Annotated in this window: 19 protein-coding genes and 1 tRNA gene; 13 read left to right on the plus strand and 7 right to left on the minus strand. The window is 72.7% G+C overall.

Features of this window, described 5'->3' with window-relative positions; genetic code table 11:
- The first annotated feature begins 196 nt into the window (after positions 1–196).
- Complete coding sequence (locus ACFYW9_RS39070) at positions 197–652, plus strand: type II toxin-antitoxin system PemK/MazF family toxin (RefSeq protein ID WP_351868997.1); 456 nt, start codon at positions 197–199, stop codon at positions 650–652.
- A gap of 321 nt (positions 653–973) precedes the next feature.
- Here the strand turns inward: ACFYW9_RS39070 and ACFYW9_RS39075 are convergent, their stop codons facing one another.
- A complete protein-coding gene (locus tag ACFYW9_RS39075) occupies positions 974–1807 on the minus strand; it encodes a TIGR02452 family protein (RefSeq protein ID WP_389159797.1) in 834 nt (277 codons plus the stop codon).
- Positions 1808–2064: 257 nt separating this feature from the next.
- Between ACFYW9_RS39075 and egtA the strand changes: the two genes are divergently transcribed.
- From egtA to ACFYW9_RS39100, 5 genes are all read left to right on the plus strand, one after another.
- The gene (gene egtA, locus ACFYW9_RS39080; protein WP_389159798.1) at positions 2065–3402 is read left to right on the plus strand and encodes an ergothioneine biosynthesis glutamate--cysteine ligase EgtA; all 1338 of its coding nucleotides are present in this window, start codon (positions 2065–2067) and stop codon (positions 3400–3402) included.
- On the plus strand, positions 3399–4745 hold the full coding sequence (egtB, locus tag ACFYW9_RS39085; RefSeq protein ID WP_389159799.1) for an ergothioneine biosynthesis protein EgtB: 1347 nt from the start codon (positions 3399–3401) through the stop codon (positions 4743–4745). The genes egtA and egtB overlap by 4 nt, the downstream gene beginning before the upstream one ends.
- On the plus strand, positions 4745–5536 hold the full coding sequence (gene egtC, locus ACFYW9_RS39090) for an ergothioneine biosynthesis protein EgtC (RefSeq protein WP_351869009.1): 792 nt from the start codon (positions 4745–4747) through the stop codon (positions 5534–5536). Before egtB ends, egtC begins: the two co-directional genes overlap by 1 nt.
- Positions 5533–6507: an L-histidine N(alpha)-methyltransferase gene (egtD, locus tag ACFYW9_RS39095; RefSeq protein WP_389159800.1), complete on the plus strand. Its 975-nt coding sequence runs from the start codon at positions 5533–5535 to the stop codon at positions 6505–6507. The genes egtC and egtD overlap by 4 nt, the downstream gene beginning before the upstream one ends.
- Before the next feature lie 330 nt (positions 6508–6837).
- Positions 6838–7464 (plus strand): precorrin-8X methylmutase, encoded by a 627-nt coding sequence (locus ACFYW9_RS39100; RefSeq protein WP_351869259.1) that lies wholly within the window; start codon positions 6838–6840, stop codon positions 7462–7464.
- A 52-nt stretch (positions 7465–7516) separates the two neighbouring features.
- Here ACFYW9_RS39100 and ACFYW9_RS39105 read toward each other — a convergent pair.
- A tRNA-Trp gene (locus tag ACFYW9_RS39105) sits at positions 7517–7591 on the minus strand.
- 212 nt (positions 7592–7803) lie between these two features.
- Between ACFYW9_RS39105 and ACFYW9_RS39110 the strand changes: the two genes are divergently transcribed.
- The gene (locus ACFYW9_RS39110) at positions 7804–8307 is read left to right on the plus strand and encodes an N-acetyltransferase (protein WP_351869015.1); all 504 of its coding nucleotides are present in this window, start codon (positions 7804–7806) and stop codon (positions 8305–8307) included.
- A 71-nt stretch (positions 8308–8378) separates the two neighbouring features.
- Here ACFYW9_RS39110 and ACFYW9_RS39115 read toward each other — a convergent pair whose 3' ends face one another.
- Positions 8379–9152, minus strand: a complete 774-nt coding sequence (locus ACFYW9_RS39115) for a cobalt-precorrin-6A reductase (protein ID WP_389159801.1) — start codon at positions 9150–9152, stop codon at positions 8379–8381.
- Between the two features lie 329 nt (positions 9153–9481).
- Between ACFYW9_RS39115 and ACFYW9_RS39120 the strand changes: the two genes are divergently transcribed.
- Entirely contained in the window at positions 9482–9697 is a 216-nt protein-coding gene (locus ACFYW9_RS39120) for a dodecin (RefSeq protein WP_339133033.1), read from the plus strand.
- A 43-nt stretch (positions 9698–9740) separates the two neighbouring features.
- Here ACFYW9_RS39120 and ACFYW9_RS39125 read toward each other — a convergent pair whose 3' ends face one another.
- Positions 9741–10232, minus strand: a complete 492-nt coding sequence (locus tag ACFYW9_RS39125) for a hypothetical protein (RefSeq protein WP_389159802.1) — start codon at positions 10230–10232, stop codon at positions 9741–9743.
- A 318-nt stretch (positions 10233–10550) separates the two neighbouring features.
- Between ACFYW9_RS39125 and ACFYW9_RS39130 the strand changes: the two genes are divergently transcribed.
- From ACFYW9_RS39130 to ACFYW9_RS39140, 3 genes are all read left to right on the plus strand, one after another.
- A complete protein-coding gene (locus tag ACFYW9_RS39130) occupies positions 10551–11927 on the plus strand; it encodes a glycoside hydrolase family 43 protein (protein ID WP_389159803.1) in 1377 nt (458 codons plus the stop codon).
- Positions 11928–11956: 29 nt separating this feature from the next.
- Positions 11957–13306 (plus strand): jacalin-like lectin, encoded by a 1350-nt coding sequence (locus tag ACFYW9_RS39135; protein ID WP_389159804.1) that lies wholly within the window; start codon positions 11957–11959, stop codon positions 13304–13306.
- Between the two features lie 252 nt (positions 13307–13558).
- Entirely contained in the window at positions 13559–14302 is a 744-nt protein-coding gene (locus tag ACFYW9_RS39140) for a DUF4232 domain-containing protein (RefSeq protein ID WP_389159805.1), read from the plus strand.
- Between the two features lie 126 nt (positions 14303–14428).
- Here the strand turns inward: ACFYW9_RS39140 and ACFYW9_RS39145 are convergent, their stop codons facing one another.
- The 3 genes from ACFYW9_RS39145 to ACFYW9_RS39155 all read right to left on the minus strand — a co-directional run bounded on the left by ACFYW9_RS39145 (position 14429) and on the right by ACFYW9_RS39155 (position 18921).
- Complete coding sequence (locus ACFYW9_RS39145) at positions 14429–16519, minus strand: ricin-type beta-trefoil lectin domain protein (RefSeq protein ID WP_389159810.1); 2091 nt, start codon at positions 16517–16519, stop codon at positions 14429–14431.
- Between the two features lie 576 nt (positions 16520–17095).
- Positions 17096–18064 (minus strand): aldo/keto reductase, encoded by a 969-nt coding sequence (locus ACFYW9_RS39150; protein ID WP_389159806.1) that lies wholly within the window; start codon positions 18062–18064, stop codon positions 17096–17098.
- An 83-nt stretch (positions 18065–18147) separates the two neighbouring features.
- Positions 18148–18921, minus strand: a complete 774-nt coding sequence (locus tag ACFYW9_RS39155) for a nuclear transport factor 2 family protein (protein WP_389159807.1) — start codon at positions 18919–18921, stop codon at positions 18148–18150.
- 206 nt (positions 18922–19127) lie between these two features.
- Between ACFYW9_RS39155 and ACFYW9_RS39160 the strand changes: the two genes are divergently transcribed.
- A complete protein-coding gene (locus tag ACFYW9_RS39160) occupies positions 19128–19628 on the plus strand; it encodes a methylated-DNA--[protein]-cysteine S-methyltransferase (protein WP_389159808.1) in 501 nt (166 codons plus the stop codon).
- 214 nt (positions 19629–19842) lie between these two features.
- Entirely contained in the window at positions 19843–22197 is a 2355-nt protein-coding gene (locus tag ACFYW9_RS39165; RefSeq protein ID WP_389159809.1) for an ATP-binding cassette domain-containing protein, read from the plus strand.
- Positions 22198–22309 lie beyond the last annotated feature (112 nt).

Genomic DNA, 22309 nt, shown 5'->3' on the forward strand with positions numbered 1-22309 from the left:
GGTTCCGGTCAGCAAGGTCCGGGCGTACGGGAGTTGGGCCACAGCCCCGTACGCCCGGCGCCGTTCCGCCGGCGCGCCGGTCGCCGTACGGCAGGAGACGTGCGGGGAGTCGGCCCACGCCCTCCGGCGCGCGCGGAGCCGTCCGGCTCCGGACCCGCCCGCCGCGACCTGGCACGTACGTTCTACGGTGGCCCGCGTGACTGCCTTTACCGATGACACCGAAGAAGACGTCCCCGGCCGCTACGGCCCGTCCGCGACCACCGAGGCCGAGCCCCGGAAGGTCGGCCCCGTGAGGACCGAGTACTCCCCCGCCCACGACGGCGACCCCGATCCCGGCGAGATCGTCTGGACGTGGGTGCCCTTCGAGGAGAACGACGGCCGGGGCAAGGACCGCCCGGTGCTGGTCGTCGCCCGGGAGGTCGCGGGCACGCTGCTCGCCGTCCAGCTCTCCAGCAAGGCGCACAACGGCGACCGCGAGTGGGTGGCGATCGGCAGCGGTCCGTGGGACCGGACCGGGCGGGACTCCTGGGTGAACGTGGACCGCGTGCTGCGACTGCACGAGGACGGGATGCGGCGGGAGGCGTGCGCGCTGGACCGGATGCGGTTCAATTCCGTGGTCCACCGGCTCCGGGAGCGGTACGGCTGGCGCTGAGCCCGCCCGTTAACGGCGGAGCGGACCGCCCGGAGCCGAGGCTCCGCCTTCCCCGGGGTACCGGGGCTCCGCCTCCCCCAAGTGCCGGGGGCTCCGCCTCCGCGGGGCGGCGAGGCACGGGCGGCAGGGCTGGCTCGGGGGGACGCCGGGCGAGCGGCCCGGACCGCCGGGCGGCGCGGGGTGTGTGGGCGCGGGGTGTGTGGGCGCGGGGTGTGTGGGCTGCGTCGGTCGGCCGCGAGGCTCGGGTTCAGACCTGGGTGCTGGGCAGTGGGGCGCGGCGCACGGGCCGCGGGGTGCCCGGACGGGCGTGAGTGCGGGCCTTCACGTTCCCAGAAGCTCGGATGCGAACACCCGATCGAACGCCTGGCGCGTGGTCCGGCCCGGTGTGCGGTCCAGGATGCCGAACACCACCTGGTCGAAGTACCCCTCCAGGCGGCCTCCAGCCAGCACTCCGCGGAAGGCCCGCGCCACCTGCCCGGGATCGTTCCGGAAGACCCCGCAGCCCCAGGCTCCGAGGACCAGGCGGCGGTAGCCGTGGGCGGCGGCCGTCTCCAGGACACGCTCGGCACGGACCGCCAGCGCGCCCGGCAGGTCGGCCGCGCGCCCCGGGGCGGTCCGCAGGACGACTCCGGCGTTCGGGGCCGCCGCGGTCAGGAAACCGGCCGGGAACGGCTCGTCGAGGAGCCGACCGCGGTCGTCCCGGAACACCGGTACGCCGGGTGAGTGAATGACACGGTCCGTGTAGAACGCGTCACGGTGGGCGCGGTGATGGTCGTAGAAACCCCGGGCCCGCAGCAGACAGGTGTACAGAGCGGAGGCCCGGCACAGGGCCTCTTCCTGGGCCTGCGCGCCGTTCAGATAGCCGCCGCCGGGATTGCGCGCCGAGGAGAAGTTCAGCACGGCGACGGGTCCCCCGCCCCCGGAGACCAGCCGGCGGGCGGCCTCCAGGCTGCTCTCGCCGGTGACCTCGAAGGAGGTCACGACCGGCGTCACCGACGGTATCCCCACCGGTTCCGGTCCGTGCAGCACCGTCCCGGCCCGTGCCGCCTCGACCGCGGCGGCGACGGACACCGCGTCCCCGGAGGGACTTCGGTAGCCGCCGGCCGCCACGATCTCCTCGGTCTCCCGGGCGATCGCACGCAGGCGCGCGCTCATGGCGCCACCCCCGTACGCGCCACGGGCGCGGCCTGCGTGTACTCCCCCGTCGTGCCCATGAACGCATCGTGAGCGATGCTGGTCGTGCGGCGCAACAGAGTTTCGCGGCCCCGCACAAGAGTGCTTCCCAGTCCCCAAAGAAATGATTTGCACCCTTGTGCGAACCGCCGAGAGGGTCTTGGGTGGAACGGTCATTGTCGGTCCGGCCCACCAGACCCCGGGCCGGCGGCATGGTGGAATCTCAGGAGGATCCCGACATGTCCGATTCGGTGAGTGACTGTACGGAGCGACGACGCTCCGCTGTCACCGAGGCCGAGGTGGAGGCACTGGTCCGTGGCATCTGCTTCAAGACCGGTCCGCCCCGCCTCCTCGGTGTCGAGGTGGAATGGCTCGTCCACGAGCTGCGCGGGCCCCGGCTCCGCGCGGCACCCGAAAGACTCGAAGCGGCCTATGCCGCGCTGCGGACCCTGCCCCTGCGTTCGGCGCTCACCGTCGAACCCGGTGGACAGCTGGAGCTCAGCTCCGCCCCCGCCGGCTCCCTGATGGAGTGCGTGGGGTCCGTCTCGGCCGACCTCGACGCCGTACGCGCCACCTTGCGCGAGGCGGGCCTCGGCCTCAGTGGTTTCGGCCAGGATCCCTGGAACCCCCCGAGCCGCTACCTCCATGAGCCCAGGTACGACGCCATGGAGCGGTACCTCGACCGCGCGGGTCCCGAGGGCCGCGCCATGATGTGCACCTCGGCCTCGGTCCAGGTGTGCGTGGACGCCGGATACGAGGAGCCGGGCCCGCTCGGGCACGGGCGCCGCTGGTGGCTCGCCCATCAGCTCGGCGCGGTCCTGGTCGCCGCGTTCGCCCACTCGCCGATGGCCCGCGGACGGCACACGGGCTGGCGGTCCACCCGCCAGTCGCTGTGGGCGTCGATGGATCCCGGACGCACCGACGCACCGCCCCTGGACGGCGATCCCCGTGCGGCCTGGGCACGGCGCGTGCTGGACGCGCCGGTGATGTGCGTACGGGCGCCCGAGGGTCCCTGGGAGGTCCCGGAGGCGCTCAGTTTCCGGGACTGGACGCGGTCCACCGCGCCACCGGACCGGGAGGACCTCGCGTACCACATGACCACGCTGTTCCCGCCGGTACGGCCGCGCGGCCATCTGGAGCTCCGCATGATCGACGCGCAGCCGGGCGAGGACGGCTGGATCGTGCCGCTCGCGGTGACGGCGGCGCTGTTCGACGACCCGGACGCCGCCGAGACCGCCTACCGGACCGTCAAGCCGCTCGCGGAGCGGGCCGGTCCGGCACCGGCGCCGCGCAACCCGCTGTGGCAGGACGCGGCGCGGTTCGGCCTCGCCGATCCGGAGCTGCGCGAGGCCGCGGCGGTCTGTTTCGCGGCCGCGTACGAGGCGCTGCCCCGGCTCGGTGCCACCACCGAAGTGCTCGACGCGGTGGCCGAGTTCACCGAACGCTACGTGGCCCGGGGCCGCTGCCCCGCCGACGACCTGGTCGGCGCGGCCGCCTCACACCACGACGGCCGGCCCGGGCGGCGCCCGGCCGGCCCCCGCCAGGGCCTGTCCGACCGGAAGGACATGAACACATGACCGGCACGACCGCTTCCGACACGACCGCCTCCGGTCCGCGCACGGATCCGGAATCGCTCCGGCACCGCGCGCTGGACGCGCTCACCACCGCCCGCGACCGCACCGCCCTGCTCACCTCCTGCGTGGAGGACCCCGATCTGACCGCGCAGCACTCGCCGTTGATGTCCCCGCTCGTATGGGACCTCGCGCACATCGGCAACCAGGAGGAACTGTGGCTGCTGCGGGCGGTCGCCGGGCGCGAGGCGATGCGGCCCGAGATAGACGGGCTGTACGACGCGTTCGAGCACGCACGCTCCGAACGGCCCTCGCTACCGCTGCTGCCGCCCGCCGAAGCCCGTACGTACGCGGCCGAGGTGCGCGGCCGGGCGCTGGACGTCCTGGAGAGCGCCCCGTTCGAGGGCACCCGGCTGACCGAGTCGGGCTTCGCGTTCGGCATGATCGCGCAGCACGAACAGCAGCACGACGAGACCATGCTGATCACCCATCAGCTCCGCCGGGGGCCCGCCGCTCTCACGGCACCCGACCCCGCGCCCGCCGCGCCGTTCACCGGGCCCGCCGAAGTCCTGGTGCCCGGGGGCCCGTTCGTGATGGGCACCTCCACCGAACCGTGGGCGCTCGACAACGAGCGTCCCGCGCACCGGCGCACGGTCCCGTCGTTCTTCATCGACACCACTCCGGTCACCAACGCCGCCTACCAGGCCTTCATCGAGGACGGCGGCTACGGCGAGGAGCGCTGGTGGACTCCCGCGGGCTGGGACCACATCCGCGCGCACGGCATCGAGGCGCCGCTGTTCTGGCGGCGCGAGGGAGGGCAGTGGCTGCGACGCCGTTTCGGGGTGACGGAGGTCGTGCCGCCCCAGGAGCCGGTGCTGCACGTGTCCTGGTACGAGGCCGACGCGTACGCGCGCTGGGCGGGGCGGCGGCTGCCCACCGAGTCCGAGTGGGAGAAGGCGGCCCGCCACGACCCGGTGTCCGGCCGTTCCACCCGCTACCCGTGGGGCGACGAGGACCCCTCGCCGGTCCACGCCAATCTGGGCCAGCGCCATCTGCGCCCGGCCCCGGCGGGCAGCTATCCGGCGGGCGCCTCGCCCCTCGGCGTACGGCAGTTGATCGGCGACGTGTGGGAGTGGACGTCGAGCGATCTGGAGCCCTACCCCGGGTTCGTCGCGTTCCCCTACCGGGAGTACTCGGAGGTGTTCTTCGGCCCTGAGTACAAGGTGTTGCGCGGCGGCTCCTTCGCGGTGGACAAGGTGGCCTGCCGGGGCACGTTCCGCAACTGGGACTATCCGATCCGGCGGCAGATCTTCTGCGGGTTCCGCACGGCCCGCGACGAGGACGTCTGATGTGCCGTCATCTGGCGTTCCTGGGAGGCGAGGAGAGGCTCGGCGCGCTCCTCGTGACACCGGAGCACAGCCTGTACCGGCAGTCGTGGGCGCCCCGGCGCCAGCGCTACGGGACCGTCAACGCCGATGGTTTCGGGGTGGGTTGGTACGCCGAGGGGGACCCGGCTCCGGCCCGCTACCGGCGTGCCGGACCGATCTGGGGCGACCAGTCGTTCGCGGACCTGGCCCGGGTGATCGGGACGCGGGCGTTGCTCGCCGCGGTGCGGGACGCGACCGTGGCGGGCTCGGACGGGGAGGCCGCGGCGGCGCCGTACACCGCGGGCCCCTGGCTGTTCAGCCACAACGGCGCCGTCCGCGGCTGGCCCGACACGCTCGCCCCGCTCGTGGCGGGCCTGCCTCCGGCCGAGTTGCTGTCGCTGGAGGCCCGGTGCGACTCGGCGTTCGTGTGGGCCCTGGTCCTGCGCCGGCTGCTCGCCGGCGACGAGGAGGGCCAGGCGCTGGCCGACACCGTCCTCGAGGTCGCCGAGGCGGCCCCCGGGTCCCGGCTCAACCTGCTGCTCACCAACGGCGAGACGATCACCGCGACCGCCTGGGGCGACACCCTCTGGTACCTGACCGAGCCCGGCCGCCGCACTGTCGTGGCCTCCGAGCCGTACGACGACGACCCGCTGTGGCGGGAGGTCCCCGACCGCACCCTTCTCACCGCGAACCGCACCGAGGTACTGCTCACCCCGCTCAAGGACATGAGCGACGACATGGCACCCGCACAGCACAAGGAGCCCCGTACGTGAGTCCGTTCCTGCTGACCCGCACCCTTCCCGAGGACGCCACGGACGCGGCGCTGCGCGCCGATGTCCTGCTCGGCCTCGGACACCTGCCCAAGACCCTGCCGCCGAAGTGGTTCTACGACGCCCACGGCAGCGCGCTGTTCGAGAAGATCACCGAACTTCCCGAGTACTACCCGACGCGCGCGGAACGCGAGATCCTGCTGGCGCGGGCCGCCGAGATCGCTGCGGCGAGCGGTGCGCGCACGCTCGTCGAACTGGGTTCGGGATCCTCGGAGAAGACCCGCCACCTGCTCGACGCGATGCCGGACCTGCACACGTACGTGCCCGTGGACGTCAGCGAGAGCGCGCTCACCCAGGCTGGTCACGCGCTGATCGCCGAGCGGCCCGGCCTCGACGTCCACGCGCTGATCGCCGACTTCACCGGCGGTCTCGCGCTCCCGGACACCCCCGGGCCGCGGCTCGTGGCCTTCCTCGGCGGCACGATCGGCAATCTGCTGCCCGCCGAGCGCGCGACGTTCCTGGCGTCCGTACGGTCACTGCTGTCGCCCGGCGACACCCTGCTGCTCGGCACCGACCTGGTCAAGGACGCGTCGGTGCTCGTCAGCGCCTACGACGACGCGGCCGGGGTCACGGCGGCGTTCAACAAAAACGTGCTGAGCGTCGTCAACCGCGAACTCGGTGCCGACTTCGACCTCGACACGTTCGATCACGTGGCGCTCTGGGACCCCGAGAACGAGTGGATCGAGATGCGGCTGCGGTCGCGCGTCACCCAGACCGTGAAGGTCCCGGCACTGGATCTGGCGGTCCACCTCACGGAAGGCGAGGAGATCCGCACCGAGATCTCGGCGAAGTTCCGCGAGGACGGTGTCCGCGGTGAACTGGCCACGGCGGGCTTCGGTCTGTCCCACTGGTGGACGGACGCGGAGGGCCGGTTCGCGCTGTCGCTGAGCGAGGCGGTGGAGAACTCGCCGTAGGGCCGCGCCTTCCCGGAACGGGACCGGCTCCCACGTCGACCACGGCCGGGCCCGGATCCCCGGTCGGCAGGTCCCGGGGGACCGCCCGGCCCAGGCCGCACGACGGGGCCGGGGCCGGGCGGTGCCGGCCCCGGCCCACGGCTCGTCCTCCGGCCACGAACCGGCCGCCCGTTCCGGCCTGATCAGCCTGCCCGGCCTCGACGGAATCGCTGTTCGAGCCGTGATCGGTATGCTCGCGCCCATGCCCATGTCCGTACCCGCGCCCTCCGGCCGGCCGGTACCGGCCCGGGCACGCGCCCGGAACGACGTCGACGGATGAGCGAGAAGACAGTGTTCGAGTACGAGAAGGACGGCGCGGCCATCTACCGCGAGTCCTTTGCCACCATCCGCGCGGAAGCGGATCTCGCGGCCCTGCCCGCCGATGTCAGCCAGGTCGCGGTCCGGATGATCCACGCCTGCGGCATGGTGGACCTCGTCCGCGACCTCGCCTACACGCCCCACGTGGTGGCCCGCGCCCGCGAAGCCCTGCGTTCGGGCGCGCCCGTCCTGTGTGACGTCTCCATGGTCGCGAGCGGGATCACGCGCAAACGGCTGCCCGCGGACAACGACGTGATCTGCACGCTCTCCGACCCGTCGGTGCCGGACCTGGCGGCGGAACTGGGCACCACGCGCAGCGCGGCCGCCCTGGAGCTGTGGCGCGACCGCCTGGACGGCGCCGTGGTGGCCGTCGGCAACGCTCCCACCGCGCTGTTCCGCCTCCTGGAGATGATCGAGGAGGGCGCGCCGCGCCCCGCAGCGGTCATCGGCGTACCCGTCGGCTTCGTCGGCGCCGCCGAGTCGAAGCAGGCTCTGAACGAACACCCCTCCGGCCTCGACCACTTGGTCGTACGGGGCCGCCGCGGGGGCAGCGCCATCGCCGCGGCCGCGATCAACGCGATCGCGAGCGAGGCGGAATAGCCGAGGGGCCCACACGCCGTCGAGGTCATATGGACGCCGCAGTCGGGGCGGACGAAGCCGGCCGGATTCGAACCGGCGTCCTCGCGATTTTGGAGACCGCGCGCGACGACCTCTGCGCTACGACTTCGCCCGACCGGGATCCTAGCCCCGCCGGCCATGTGCGAGACGTACAGGCGCTCTTCGTCGTAAACCGTTGCCGTACCGATCACGGAGTCTGTCGATCGAACGGGAGTCTCGACCGGGTGATCGCGGGCCCTGCCCGGCATGAGAGCGGGGCCCGGCGGTGTACGGGGAAAATCCAGGGGAGCGGACGGCCGCGCGCTGCTACGGTCGGGTGCCATGAGCTGGCTTCCCGACGACTTCGTCCACCCCGTCCTGGTACCGCTGCCGGGCGGTGGTCATCACCTGCGGCCGATCCGGGAGGCGGACACCCCCCTCGACTATCCGGCTGTGATGGGTTCGCGGGAGCGTCTGTGGACCGTCTTCGGCCCGGCCTGGGGCTGGCCCGCGGCCACCATGACCTACGAGGCCGACCAGGCCGACCTGTTGCGGCACGAGAAGGAGATCGCCGCACACCTGTCCTTCAACTACGCGCTGTTCGACGCGGCGGAGACGGCTCTGCTCGGCTGTGTCTACATCGACCCACCGGAGAGGGCCGGCGCGGACGGCGAGATCTCCTGGTGGGTGGTGGACGAGCTGGTGGGCAGCGAGGTCGAGCAGGCCCTCGACGCGCTGGTGCCGCAGTGGATCGCCGCCGACTGGCCGTTCGAGCGGCCGCGCTTCCTCGGCCGCGAGATCTCCTGGTCGGACTGGCTCGCCCTGCCGGAGCATCCCGGCACGTAAGCGGGTCGCCGCCCGTACCGGTCCCGAAGGGCGTCGACGCCGACGAGCCGTCCAGGAGGCCCCGCTGTCGGTCAGCCGGGATCCGGGGGCGTGCCGCCCCGGTGGAGCCGTGCCGTGATCCAGGCGGCGGCCGCCTCCGGGGCGGGCACGATCGGGACACCGGGCGGCACCGGTGGTCTGCGGACCACGACCACGGGCAGGCCGGCCTCACGGGCCGCGGTCAGTTTCGGTGCGGTGGCCTGTCCGCCGCTGTCCTTCGTCACCACCACGTCGACGGCGTGACGCCGGAGCAGTTCCCGTTCTCCCTGGAGCGTGAAGGGGCCTCGGTCCAGCAGCACCTCCATGCGGGCCGGAGCCGGAGCCCGCGGCGCGTCCACGGAGCGTACGAGGAACCACAGGTCCTCCAGAGCCGCGAAGGCGGCAAGACCCAGCCGGCCCGTGGTGAGGAACACCCTGCGGCCCAGTGAGGGCAGGAGTCCGGCGGCCTCCTCCAACGACCCGGTCTCGTGCCAGACGTCGCCCGCGACCGGCACCCAGCCGGGGCGTCGCAGGACGAGCAGGGGAACACCGGTGGCGGCCGCCGCCGCGGCCGCGTTGGAACCGATGGTTCCGGCGAACGGATGCGTGGCGTCGACGACCGCGTCCACCGCGTGCTCGCCCAGCCACCGCGCCAGCCCTTCCGCACCGCCGAAGCCGCCGACGCGCACCTCGCCGGGCGGCAGCCGGGGCGCGCCCACGCGTCCGGCCAGCGAGCTCGTCACCCTGAGGCCGGCGGGCGGCCCCGCCGCCAGGCTCTCGGCGAGACGTCGGGCCTCGGTCGTACCGCCCAGGATCAGTACGTGCACGACGTCCGGTTCCCTTCCGCGGGGTGAGGCGTGGACAGCGCGGCCGCGGGGCGGTCACAGGGCCCAACCCAAGCACACCGCGACCACCGGGGCCGGATCCGCCCCCGGTGGTCGCGCGGACGCGGGAGGGACCGCCGTGACCGGTCACGGCGTACGGGCCCGGCCGGCCTGCGGAGCCGACCCCGGACACCGCCCGAACCGTACGGTCCCCGCCGGTCCCGGACGCCCCCGCATCACCCGGGACACCCCGCCGTCTCGCGGAGCGCCACCCGGTGGGGCACCGTGGAATCACGCCTGGCACTCCCGCCACGGCGGAGAGGAGCAGCCGCATGTCCGAGCACACCTACCGGGTCACCGAGATCGTCGGGACCTCTCACGAAGGCGTCGACCAGGCCATTCGCAACGGGGTCACCCGGGCCTCGCAGACCCTGCGCAACCTCGACTGGTTCGAGGTGACGCAGGTCAGGGGCCAGATCGAGAACGGGCGGGTCGAGCACTACCAGGTCGGTCTGAAGCTCGGTTTCCGGCTGGAGGACGCCGACTGACCCGACCCGCGTCCCACGGGTCCACCGGACCCGCCGAGAACCCTCAGGTCCGCCCCTCCCGCTCCTGCGCGTCCTTCAGTGCCGCCGACGCGGCGGCCCACCGTGCCCGTACGACCGTGAAGCCGGCCCGCTCCGCCTCCTCGCACACGAACTCGTCGTCGTCGACGAGGACGCGGACCTCCCGGTCGCGGGCGAGCCGGCGAAGGATCTCCAGTTTGGTGCGGCGGGCGGGCCTGCGGTCGTCGTTGCGCCGCATCCAGATGCGTCCCTCGGGCAGGCCTTGCCCGGCCAGCCACTCCACGGTCGCCCGCCGGCACCGCTCGGGGCGGCCGGTCAGATAGACGACCTCGCACTCCCGCGCGCTGCTCAGCGCGAGCGCGACGCCCTCCGCGAGCGGCGGGTCCTCGGAGGCCGCCGCGAAGAACCCTTCCCAGTCCCGCGGCGAGCGCTCCAGGAACCGCTGCCGGTGCGCGGTGTCCGCGAGGGTGCCGTCGAGATCGAACACGGCGAGTGGTCTGCTGTTCTGATCCTTCACACGGACCAGCCTAGACAGCGGCTCCGACAACGGGCCGGCCACAACACCCCGCCCCGGGACCGCGAAGCGGCGTGAACACGCTCAACTTCCGTCTCTCCAGGCCCTGTTCACACCACTGGCAAGCCCTTACCGTAATGCCTCGCACAGCATGTCGCACAGTATTCGGTATCTCGAACCGAGTCGGCTCCGCCGACGTCCGAGCCGGACGGCGTGGCCGGCTTCCGCCTGCTGGCGGCGTCCGCGTACACACCACCCGAGCCACCGGGCCCTCGGCCCGGGTGTGTCGCGGCGCCTCGCACGAACACCGAGGAGACCGGCATGAACGACAGGCCCCTTCAGCCCTCCCGGCGGGTCGCCCTCGGGACGATGGCCGGCCTCACCGCCGCCTTCGCCCTCGGCGCCCCGGCCCGCGCCGCGGCCGGGACCGCCTACGTGATGGGGTACTTCACCGAGTCCCCGAACGGCGACGGAGCGGACTACGGCCTGCACCTGGCCGTCAGCGCCGACTCGCTCCAGTGGACACCGCTGAACCAGAACAAGCCCGTCGTCACCCCGTCCGGAGGCACCGGCGGTCTGCGCGATCCGTTCGTCCTGCGCAGACAGGACGGCACGTTCGTGGTGCTCGCCACCGACCTCAAGGGCACCGACTGGAGTCTGCAGAGCCAGTACATCCACGTCTGGGACTCCGCCGATCTGCGCTCCTTCAGCGGCTACCGGCGCCTGAAACTGCACGACATGGCCACCCACAGCTGGGCGCCCGAGGCGTACTGGGACGCGGGACGGGGGCAGTACGGGATCATCTACTCCGCCGTCGACTCCAGCGGCCACAACGTCATCATGGTCAACTACACGTCCGACTTCGTCACGGCGTCGGCCGCACAGGTCTTCTTCGACCCCGGCTACGACGTGATCGACGGCGATCTGGCCGTGGGCGTCGGCGGTGTGAACTACCTCTATTTCAAGAAGGACCAGACGCTGGTGGGCGCCAGGTCGACGTCTCTGAACCCCGGCAGCTTCACCGTGTTCAGCACACCGGTCGCCCACGGCGGCACCGAGGCCCCGATCCTCGTCAAGCCCCAGGCGCTGGGGATCTGGACTCTCTGGGGAGACACCTACACGCCCAACGGGGTCTTCTACGCCTGGCAGTCCGCCGACCTCGCGAACGGCACCTGGACGGCGGTCGACCAGCGGCTCTACACACAGCCGCTGAACTCCAAGCACGCGAGCATCCAGCCGATCACCACGACGGAGTACGACAGCCTCCTCGCCAAGTGGGGTGCCCCCGCCTGGAACCGGCTCAAGTCCTACAACTATCCGGCGCGTTACGTCCGGCACTCCAACTACGTCGGCCGGATCGACGAGTACCCCTTCGACCCGTACACGGACTCGCAGTGGACGCTCGTTCCCGGACTCGCCGACACGGCGGGCGTCTCGTTCCGCTCGGTCAACTACCCGACGCGCTATCTGCGCCACAGCGACTACCGGATGACGCTCGACGTCGACGACGGGACCACGACGTTCGCCCAGGACGCCACGTTCCACCGGACCGCGGGTCTGGCCGACACCTCGTGGTCGTCGTTCCGCTCCCACAACAACCCGGGCCGTTACCTCAGGCACGCAGACTATGTGCTGCGCATCGATCCGATCTCCACCTCCACCGACAAGGCCGACGCCACCTTCTCGGTCGGTTCTTGACGTCCCTTCGTCCCCAGGAGACACCCTCGATGTCCCCTCTCCGCAGACTTCTCGCCGGTGCCGCCGCGGCAGCCGCCGCCCTCGGCGGACTCGGCGCGGCCGCGTCCCCCGCCGCGGCCGCCGGCTCCGGCACCTTCAGTGTGCTCACCTACAACGTCGCCGGGCTGCCCGACGGCATCTCCAGCGCGCCGACACCCCGCCAGGCCGCGACCACGGCGATCGGCGGTCTCGTCGCCCCCTACGACATCGTCCATGTCCAGGAGGACTTCAACTACCACGCGGCGCTGTACGCGTCCGACACCGCGCACGCCTACCGCACCCCGACCAGCGGCGGCGCGGGCATCGGCAGCGGTCTCAACACCCTCTCGAAGATCTCGTACGACACCGACGACTTCGAGCGGGTCGGCTGGAACTCCTGCCAGATCGACTCCGGCGACTGCCTCACGCCCAAGGGCTTCACGTTCACGCGGGAGCGCCTGGCCGAGGGTGTCTACGTCGACTTCTACAACGTGCACACCAACGCGGGCACCAGTGACGGCGATCTCGCCTCCCGCGCCGACAACCTCAACCAGCTCACCGCCTTCATCGGCTCCCATTCCGCGGGCAACGCCGTCGTCGTCATGGGCGACACGAACACCCGCTACACCCGCTCCGGCGACACCATCGCGGAGTTCGCCGCCGCCAACGGGCTGTCGGACGCCTGGGTCCAGCTCGTCCGCGGCGGCACCCCGCCGGCCAAGGGAAGCGACGCCCTCGTCTGCGACCAGAGCGGCACCACCGTGCCCGACACCTGCGAGGTCGTCGACAAGATCCTCTACCGCGGCAGCAGGCTCGTCACGCTCGACGCCACGAACTACCACAACGAGCACACACGCTTCCTGACCTCCGGCGGCCTGATGCTCTCCGACCACGACCCGATCACCGCGTCGTTCACCTGGTCACGCAACAGCGGCTTCCAGCTCAGCGACCAGTTCGGCGGCCCGCACGGCGACTACTTCAACGACATCGCCCGGGTGCCGGCCGGCGCCCGCGCGTCCGTCGTGTCCCTCGGCAGCGGCGCGCGGATCGACCGGATGGGACTGACACTGAGCGACGGCACCACGCTCACGCACGGCGGCACGGGCGGCACCGCCGCCTCGCTGACCCTCGGCAGCGGCGAGTACGTCACTTCCGCGCAGCTCTGCAAGGGAGTGAAGGACGGTCATACCCGCATATTCTCGGCGAAGTTCACCACCAGCCTCGGCCGCACCCTGTCCGGAGGCACGACGACATCGGACTGCGTGACCCGCACCGCGCCGAGCGGCTGGCAGATCGCCGGCTTCCACGGCCGCGCCGGGGACGAGGTCGACAAGATCGGCTTCGTCTACACCCAGCGCTGACCGGACGGCAGGCACCAGGTCGTTCCCGCCGGGTTCCCGGACCCGGCGGGAACCCGGCGCCACCGGCCACCGGCCGACGGCGTCATCGTCTCCGTACGCCTCAAAGTCTGATCCTGGGCGGGCGGTCCCGCCGGAACCGTCGGCGATCCTGCGAACTTTTCGGTCTCCGGGGCATTCAAGAGGAGTGAAGGGGCGTGACGCGCCCCGCACAGGCGCGATGGCCTCGTACGGAGATTCGCAAGGAGTGGTGACATGTCGACCTTCCCGCGCGCGGTGGCGGCCCCGGACCGGCCCGGCACGGTGTCCGCGCACCGCGTTTCACCCACCGCCCGGCGGACCGCGCTGCTCGCGGGTGCCGCCCTGCTGAGCCTGCTGACCGCCTGCGCCAACGGCTCCCCGCAGAGTCCGCCGAAGACCCTTCCCGGTACGGCCGGACCCGCTTCCGGCGACACGAGCACGAAGGCGGGTTCCACCACGACGGCCGGCCCGGCCGCGAGTTCCCCGTCGAAGAAGCCGGGAACCGGGACGGGGAGCGGGTCCGCCTCGGCCACGGCCACCTCGGGGAGCGCCGGTGGCAGCGGGCGGTGCCACACCTCGGAACTGCGCGCCTCCGTCGGCCGCAACGACCCCGGAGCGGGGCAGGAGAACTTCCCGATCGTCCTGACGAACAAGTCCGGGCGTACCTGCACGGTGCGCGGCTACCCCGGCGCGGCCTTCGTCGGCGCCTCCGGCAAGCAGCTCGGACCCGATCCCCAGCGGTCCCCGGGCACGCCCACGACGGTCGTGCTCGCGCCCGGACGCAGCGCGTGGTCGGGCCTGACCTTCTCCAACCCGGAGATCAGCGGGGCGGACACGGCGACTCCCGCCTCCCTGACCGTCACGCCGCCCGACGAGCTGGACTCCCTCACGGTGGCGTGGACGCGGGGCGAGGTGCCCGTGTCCGGCACCGCGTCATCGGTCCGCCTGACAGCCCTCAGCCCCGGGACCGCCCCCTGACCGAACGCCCACGACGGCCGCACCGGGGCCGGTGACTTCGCCTGCGGCGACATCCGCTCCGGCGAGGCGACCGGCACCACGTCCTCCCGACGGCCCGAGGGGAGGCGGCCGCCGGAGCCCGGCACGTCACCGGCGGCCTCCCTCACCCCCGCCGCCGAACGATCCGTAGCCCCCGGAACCGGAGCCCGTGCGGTATCCGCCGTCCCGGGGCGAGCCGCCCGGACCGTCCCCCGGGCAGAGGGCGGACGCGGAGGCGCAGGTGCTGTCGGACGGCTCCGCGGACGGGGTGGCGTGGCCAGGGGTCGCGGCCGTCGCGGTGGGCGTCCGGGGACTGACGGGTGCCGTCGCGGACGGGGAGGGCTTGCCGGTGGCGGAGCCCTTCGCGTCACCCTTCGTGGAGTCCCAGTTGACGACCTCCAGCTGGAGCGAGGGCGAGGAGGTGTCGAGCGCCCAGCGCTGGATCGGTTCGTCCTTGCGGAGTTTGAGGACGAGGTCGGACTCCCCCTCGGCCGACGCGGGAACGAGGGCCAGGTCCTGGTTCCAGCGCGGCACGAGCATGCCCTGGAGGGTGAAGTCGTAGCGGATGTTCTTGCCGCCGGGCTGCGACGCGCCTGTGCAGGGGGCCAGTTGGACGGAGTAGGCGAGGTGGGAGTCGAGACACAGGTCCGGGTGGACCGCGTCGCGCAGCAGCCCGTCCGCCGTGTACGACCACTGCGTCGCCGACTCCGAGGAGCACGGGACAAGCCGGGCCTCGGCACCGCTCGCGGGCGTCGTTCCGGCGAAACCGACGCACCGGTCGGTCGCGGCGTTGCGCAGCCGGCCGCGCACGGTCCCGTCCTTCTTCTCCCCGTTCCGGGCCCACGACGGGTTCGTGTCCGGGCTCGATGCCGCCGACGTGCGACCGCGGTCGGCCGTGTCGCGCCGGCCGTCCGGGTCCGCGTCGGACGCCCACAGGACCAGCGGAACCGCGACGAGCGCGCTGAGGGTCAGCACGGCGACGGCGACGTTGCGGCGGCCCGGCGCGCGCCGGGCCGCCTTGCGCCCCGCGGCCCGCCGGGAGGCGCGGGTTCCGTCGCCGGTACGGGTCGCGCCCCGGCGGCGGGAGGCGCGCCTGCCCTCGCCGGGTTCGGGGGCGTCCTGTCCGGACGGGGTGTCCGGCCGCGGCGTGGCCCTCTCGTGGGCCGTGGGCGGGGTGCCGCCGTACCGACGGGCGTCCGGCGGGGTGCGCGGGGGAAGGCCCGGAGGGCGTACGTCGTCTGCGTCGGGCTGGAACTCGACGATCTCGGCGGTCCCGGCGGCCGGGGTGCCGGTGGCACCCGTGGCTCCGTCGGTGAAGTCCGGGCCGCTTCCGGCGACGGTCGTTCCATCCGCGTAGAACTGGCCGGTACCGTCGCCCTGTTGTTCCTGGACCGTCGCCGCGGCCGCCGCGGCCCGTGCCTGGCGGGACGCCAGATAGGTGTGCGCGCCCCAGCCGAGCACCGCTTCGGCGAGCGGGACGGCGAGTTCGCCGTTGAACCGGCTCAACTGGTCGGCCGCGTACCGGCAGTGGCCGCATTCCTCCATGTGGTTCCGCAGGTCGGGGTCGAGGTCGGTACCGCCGCGACGGAAGGAGACGTCGAGCATGCGGTGGTAGCGGCGGCACTCCTGGCTGGGGGCGAGTTCGTGGTGGATCTCCAGACAGCCCTGGCGCAGGCGTTCTCCGGCCCGCTCCAGTTCGGTGACCGCGTCCTCGGGGAGGATCCCCAGCAGGGCCGCGGGTACCTCCGGCCGTTCGGCCTCCACCTCCCCGTGCCACAACAGGCAGCGGGCCGGCTCGGGCAGCCGCTGGAACGCGCGGGAGATGAGCCGTCTGTTCTCCGGCGGAAGCAGTCGCGCCGCCGCACGGTCCGCGCGGTCCTCCCGGTCCGCTTCGGCCAGCAGTTCCGGAGCGAGCAGTTCACGCCGCTGGTCCATGAGCCACTCGGCCGCTATGCGGCGGACGGTGACGAGCAGTTGGGGTCGCCATGCGGCGCTCGGCCCGGCCTGGTGCAGCGAATCCCCGAACATCCGCGTGAATGAGGCGGTGGTGAGCATTCCCGCGGGCCGTACGCCGCCGGTGCACAGCCGCGCGTAAGAGAACACCGCCTCCCAGTGCCGGTCCAGGAGTTCCCCGACGGGATAGTTCGCGGGCGCGCCACCCTGCCTCTTCAGCTCGGCCGCGAGCCGTTCATCCGACACCTCGAACAAGCGGTCGGGGTCAGACGAATGAGACAGCGTTCCGTCATTCACGTCCGCTTTCCTTCCAAAGGCAGCGCAGCAATTGTCCATACCAATGGGTATGTAGACCACCCGTCGGAACCGGAGGGTCTACCCAGGGGTGACGTCGCGAACGACCGCCCCTGACGGCCCGTTCGGGCGAGGGGAAGCGGGCGCGCCGCACGCGTGCAGAACGAACCCATATTGTCTGCACGCCGACAACGCCCACCTTTGCACAGGGCGGCGAGCGGGAACAAGCGATCCCGGATTTTCCCTTAATGCGGCACGGCCGCGAATATTGACCAAATGTCAGCGAGCCCGCGCCAAAAGAAATTCGGAAACCCGGCGACCCGACCTTCCGTCCCGAAGTCTCCACAATGGGAGCGCTCTCATGCGCTCATCCGAGCACCTTTCCGCACGGAATTCCCGGTCGCCCGGAGCCGGTCGTCGTGGGCACGCCGGGCCACGGCGGGGGGCGCCCCGCGACGGCCGGCCCGGTCGCGGTGACCGGGGCGCCGCCGGCTCGGGGGCGGTCCGCGCCGCGGCGGCCCGTACGTGTCAGTGACCGCTGATCGCCCGGGGCGTGTACGGCTGTTCCAGCTCCTCGGTCTCCTTGTCCGAGAGCTCCAGGCCGAGCGCGGCGACCGCGTCCTCGATGTGCGCCGCCCTGCCGGCGCCGACGATGGGCGCGGTCACGGTGGGGCGCGCCAGCAGCCAGGCGAGCGCGACCGTGGCGCGCGGTACCCCCCGTCCGGCGGCGACGCGCGCGACCGCGTCGACGATCCCGCGGTCGCCGTCCTGGTACAGGTTCCGGCCGAACCGGTCGCTTCGGCTGCGTTCGGTGGACGTGTCCCAGTCACGGGTGAGCCGGCCGCGGGCCAGCGGGCTCCACGGCAGGACGCCGACGCCCTGGTCGGCGCAGAGCGGCAGCATCTCGCGCTCCTCCTCGCGGTAGAGGAGGTTGTAGTGGTTCTGCATGGAAACGAATCTGGTCCAACCGTGCAGCGTGGCCGTGTACTGGGCCTTGGAGAACTCCCACGCGTACATCGAACTCGCCCCGAGGTAACGGGCCTTGCCCGCCTTGACCACGTCGTGCAGCGCCTCCATCGTCTCCTCGACGGGCGTGCGGCGGTCGAACCGGTGGATCTGGTAGAGGTCGATGTAGTCGGTGCCGAGGCGGCGCAGACTGTTGTCGATCTCCGTCATGATCGCCTTGCGGGACAGGCCGCGGCCGTTGGGTCCCTCGTGCATCGCGCCGTTGACCTTGCTGGCGATGACGATCTCGTCGCGGCGCGCGAACTCGCCGAGCGCCCGTCCGACGATCTCCTCGCTGGTGCCGTCCGAGTACACGTTCGCCGTGTCGAAGAAGGTGATCCCGGCCTCCAGGGCCTGGCGGATCAAGGGGCGCGAGGCCTCCTCGTCGAGGGTCCACTCGTGGACGCCCCGGTCGGGCAGGCCGAAGCTCATGCAGCCAAGGCAGATCCGGGAGACGTCCAGACCCGTCGAACCGAGCTTCACGTACCGCATGCTCACTCCTGCTCTCGCTGCCGGTGGGGGTGGGGCGGGGAGATCCGAGGACACATCCCTGCCCGCCGGGACGCCCGACAGCCCTACTCCACGGGTGCTTCCAAGTCGTCGTACACCCGCGCCGACGCGATCAGGCCATCGCCGCCCCGGGCGCAGACCGCGAGGCCCGGCTGCGGCGGCAGGGCGGCGGCGCCCCAGCGGTCGACGACGTACTCGAAGGCGGTGCGGGTGCCGTCCTCGGTCACGGTGCACAGGGTGAGCGGGATGCCTCCGCCCGCGGAGAAGAAGGCGTCGTGGAGCTCGGTCAGCTCCCTGGTCCCCGTGTACCGGCGCGCGTCGGCGGCCGGCCCCCGGAAGGACCCGTCCGGAGCGAACGCGGCGACGGCGGCCGCGGTGTCCCCCGCGCCGAGGGCGGCCAGGTAGGCGCCCACCACGTCGGAGGCGTGCGCCGACGGGTCGGGCGGCGCCATCGGGCGGCGCACGACGTGCCGGCCGAGCAGCGGCAGCCGGGAGTGGTGGACCCGCACCGGCAGCGCGGAGGCGAGGTCCACCGCGGCGGCCACGGGCAGCCCCACGCGCTCGCCCTCCGCGCCCTCCAGATGGACGACCCACTCCCCCACGGCCCGCCGCTCGCCGAACGTGGTGGCGACCTCCTCGATCTCCGCCTTCCGTTCCGCCCTCCAGGTGTCCTGCACGGCCAGCCAGGCCGCCAGGACGGCGACACCGCTGATCCGGCCGGCCTCCGGGTCGTCGAGGGCGACGGGTACGGTGGCCGTCGCCGGGTCGCGCAGGGCGTCGGCGAGCTCGGCGGCGCCGAGCCGGCCGACGAGGTCGGGGATCTGCGGGATCCAGACCATCAGGACTCCTGGGGCGTGCGGAGTGGTCGACTTCGATCGTGTGCCCGCACCGGCCCCGGCGCGACCCCAGCGGGCGGGAGGACCCGTCCGTACGGCGTCGCCGGAGCACCCGCTCAGCGCTCTGTCCGAATCCCGCCGGACGCGAGGCCGCGCGGGGCGCACTGTTGAGGGTGAACACGCTGTGAGAACTCGGAAAGGACCGACCGATGACGGTCTACACGACCATGGACAGCCCGCTCGGCCGACTGCTGCTGGTGGGTGAGGAGTCGGCCACCGCCAAGGGCGGCACCGCGCTCGCCGCGCTGTCCGTGCCGGACCAGAAGTACGGCGCGGTCGTCCAGGCCGGCTGGCGGGAGGACGCGGACGCCTTCCGGGAGATCGTCTCCCAGCTGAGCTCGTACTTCGACGGCCGGCTGACCGCCTTCGACATCGAGTACGTGACGAGCGGCAGCGACTTCCAGCGGCGCGTCTGGAAGGCCCTGGAGACCATCCCGTACGGCACCACGGTCAGCTACGGGGAGGTCGCCGCGCGGATCGGCGCGTCCAGGGCCGCGGTCCGTTCCGTCGGTACGGCGATCGGGGCGAACCCGCTGCTGATCGTCCGCCCCTGCCACCGCGTGATCGGCGCGAGCGGGGCGCTCACCGGCTACGCCGGGGGCCTGGAGCGCAAGCGGCAGCTCCTGGACCTGGAGGACGTGCCGTCCTGACCGGCGCGGGCGGGTCCGTGCCCGCCGTGATGACCGGCGCGGGGCGCGTCCCTGCCGGTCGTCCGGCCGGACGGCCTTCCGGGTCCCGCCCGTCGCGCCCGGGTAGCGGGACCGGGCGCGGCCTAGAATCGTGGGGTTTGCCCTGCCCCCTGCCCCGACGGCCGGGCCGCGGCCCACCGGACCGCGCCCCGGACCGCCCCCAGGAGTCCCGCCGATGCCCAGCCCCGACGGCCACCCCCACGACTCGTACGTCCGCGTCCGCGGCGCCCGGGAGCACAATCTGCGGGGTGTGGACGTCGACATCCCGCGGGACCTCCTCGTGGTGTTCACCGGGGTGTCGGGGTCGGGGAAGTCGTCGCTGGCCTTCGGCACGATCTACGCGGAGGCGCAGCGGCGGTACTTCGAGTCGGTCGCCCCCTACGCCCGGCGGCTGATCCATCAGGTGGGGGCGCCGAAGGTCGGGGAGATCACCGGGCTGCCGCCGGCGGTGTCCCTCCAACAGCGCAGGTCGGCGCCCACCTCCCGGTCCTCCGTGGGCACGGTCACCAATCTGTCCAACTCGCTGCGGATGCTGTTCTCGCGCGCGGGCCGGTATCCGGCGGGCGCCGAGCGGCTCGACTCGGACGCGTTCTCGCCGAACACGGCCGCGGGGGCGTGCCCCGAGTGCCACGGCCTCGGCCGGATCCACCGTACGACGGAGGAGTTGCTGGTCCCCGATCCGGAGCTGTCGATCCGCGAGGGCGCTGTCGCCGCCTGGCCGGGGGCCTGGCAGGGCAAGAACCTGCGGGACATCCTCGGCGCGCTCGGCCACGACGTGGACCGGCCCTGGCGCGAACTGCCCGCCGGGGAGCGGGAGTGGATCCTGTTCACGGACGAGCAGCCGGTGGTCACCGTGCATCCGGTACGCGAGGCCGAACGGATCCAACGCCCCTACCAGGGCACGTACATGAGCGCCCGGCGCTATGTCATGAAGACCTTCTCCGACACGAAGAGCGCCACGCTGCGGGCCAAGGCGGAGCGATTCCTCGCCGCCGCTCCCTGCCCGGTGTGCGGCGGCGGCAGGCTGCGGCCCGAGGCACTGGCGGTGACGTTCGCGGGGCGCACCATCGCCGAGCTGGCCGCGCTGCCGCTGGCCGATCTCGCGAAGTCCCTCACGGCCGACTCCGAGACCGCCCGCGTCCTGACCGAGGACCTCGCCTCCCGTATCGCGCCCGTCATGGAGCTCGGACTCGGCTACCTCAGCCTCGACCGGGCCACCCCCACCCTCTCGGCGGGCGAACTGCAACGGCTGCGCCTGGCGACGCAGTTGCGCTCCGGGCTGTTCGGCGTGGTGTACGTCCTCGACGAGCCGTCCGCCGGGCTGCACCCGGCGGACACGGAGGCTCTGCTCACCGTGCTGGAGCGGCTGAAGGCGGCGGGCAACTCGGTGTTCGTCGTGGAGCACCACTTCGATGTCGTGCGCGGCGCGGACTGGCTGGTCGACGTGGGCCCGCGGGCCGGCGAGCACGGCGGGCGGGTCCTGCACAGCGGGCCGGTCGCCGCGCTGGAGGGTGTGCCGGAGTCCGCGACGGCACGCTTCCTCTTCGACCGCTCCCCCGCACCGGCGCGCCCGGTGCGCACGCCCCGGGGACAGGTGTCGGTCGGACCGGTGACGCGGCACAATCTGCGCGGGGTCACCGCCGAGTTCCCGCTCGGTGTGTTCACCGCGGTCACCGGGGTCTCCGGCTCCGGGAAGTCCACACTGATCGGCGAGTTGACCGAGGACCTGGCGGGCGTCGGACGGCTGGTCGGTGTCGACCAGAAACCCATCGGCCGTACGCCCCGCTCCAATCTCGCCACCTACACCGGGCTGTTCGACGTCGTGCGCAAGGTGTTCGCCGGGACGAAGGAGGCCACGGCGCGCGGCTACGGCGCGGGACGGTTCTCCTTCAACGTGGCCGGAGGGCGCTGCGAGACCTGTCAGGGGGAGGGCTTCGTCAGTGTGGAGCTGTTGTTCCTGCCCAGCACCTACGCCCCGTGCCCGGACTGCGGCGGCGCGCGCTACAACCCCGAGACCCTCGAAGTGACGTACCGGGGACGGAACATCGCGCAGGTCCTGGATCTCACGGTCGAGGCGGCGGCACGGTTCTTCGCCGACACGGACGCCCCGGCCGTCACGCGCAGCCTCGGCACCCTGCTCGACGTGGGCCTCGGCTATGTGCGGCTCGGCCAGCCCGCCACGGAGTTGTCGGGCGGCGAGGCCCAGCGCATCAAGCTGGCGAGCGAGTTGCAGCGGATCCGCCGGGGGCACACCTTCTATCTCCTCGACGAGCCGACGACGGGACTGCACCCGGCCGATGTCGAGGTGCTGACGGGCCAGTTGCACGGGCTCGTGGACGCCGGTCACACCGTCGTGGTGGTGGAGCACGACATGACGGTGGTGGCGGGCGCCGACTGGGTCATCGACCTGGGCCCGGGCGGGGGTGACGAGGGAGGCCGGATCGTGGCCGCCGGTCCCCCCGAGCGGGTGGCCACGGCGACCGGCCGGACGGCGCCCTACCTCGCCCGAGCACTCGGTGGGCGCCGCTAGGGCTTGTCAGACAAGCCCTAGTGACCTGAGTCAGAGATTCGGTGGCAGTAGGCGGCGACTTTGTCGAGGATCTCGTCTGCTGTTTTCGTCCAGACGAACGGTCTGGGGTGCT

The organism is Streptomyces sp. NPDC002698 (genome assembly GCF_042888945.1).
Classification (GTDB): Bacteria; Actinomycetota; Actinomycetes; order Streptomycetales; family Streptomycetaceae; genus Streptomyces.

Bases quoted from the DNA above. Each gene is read 5' to 3' on its own strand.
- ACFYW9_RS39075 (WP_389159797.1), bottom strand. From the start codon at position 1,807: ATGAGCGCGCGCCTGCGTGCGATCGCCCGGGAGACCGAGGAGATCGTG.
- egtA (WP_389159798.1), top strand. From the start codon at position 2,065: ATGTCCGATTCGGTGAGTGACTGTACGGAGCGACGACGCTCCGCTGTC.
- egtB (WP_389159799.1), top strand. From the start codon at position 3,399: ATGACCGGCACGACCGCTTCCGACACGACCGCCTCCGGTCCGCGCACG.
- egtC (WP_351869009.1), top strand. From the start codon at position 4,745: ATGTGCCGTCATCTGGCGTTCCTGGGAGGCGAGGAGAGGCTCGGCGCG.
- ACFYW9_RS39110 (WP_351869015.1), top strand. From the start codon at position 7,804: ATGAGCTGGCTTCCCGACGACTTCGTCCACCCCGTCCTGGTACCGCTG.
- ACFYW9_RS39120 (WP_339133033.1), top strand. From the start codon at position 9,482: ATGTCCGAGCACACCTACCGGGTCACCGAGATCGTCGGGACCTCTCAC.
- ACFYW9_RS39130 (WP_389159803.1), top strand. From the start codon at position 10,551: ATGAACGACAGGCCCCTTCAGCCCTCCCGGCGGGTCGCCCTCGGGACG.
- ACFYW9_RS39135 (WP_389159804.1), top strand. From the start codon at position 11,957: ATGTCCCCTCTCCGCAGACTTCTCGCCGGTGCCGCCGCGGCAGCCGCC.
- ACFYW9_RS39140 (WP_389159805.1), top strand. From the start codon at position 13,559: ATGTCGACCTTCCCGCGCGCGGTGGCGGCCCCGGACCGGCCCGGCACG.
- ACFYW9_RS39150 (WP_389159806.1), bottom strand. From the start codon at position 18,064: ATGCGGTACGTGAAGCTCGGTTCGACGGGTCTGGACGTCTCCCGGATC.
- ACFYW9_RS39155 (WP_389159807.1), bottom strand. From the start codon at position 18,921: ATGGTCTGGATCCCGCAGATCCCCGACCTCGTCGGCCGGCTCGGCGCC.
- ACFYW9_RS39160 (WP_389159808.1), top strand. From the start codon at position 19,128: ATGACGGTCTACACGACCATGGACAGCCCGCTCGGCCGACTGCTGCTG.
- ACFYW9_RS39165 (WP_389159809.1), top strand. From the start codon at position 19,843: ATGCCCAGCCCCGACGGCCACCCCCACGACTCGTACGTCCGCGTCCGC.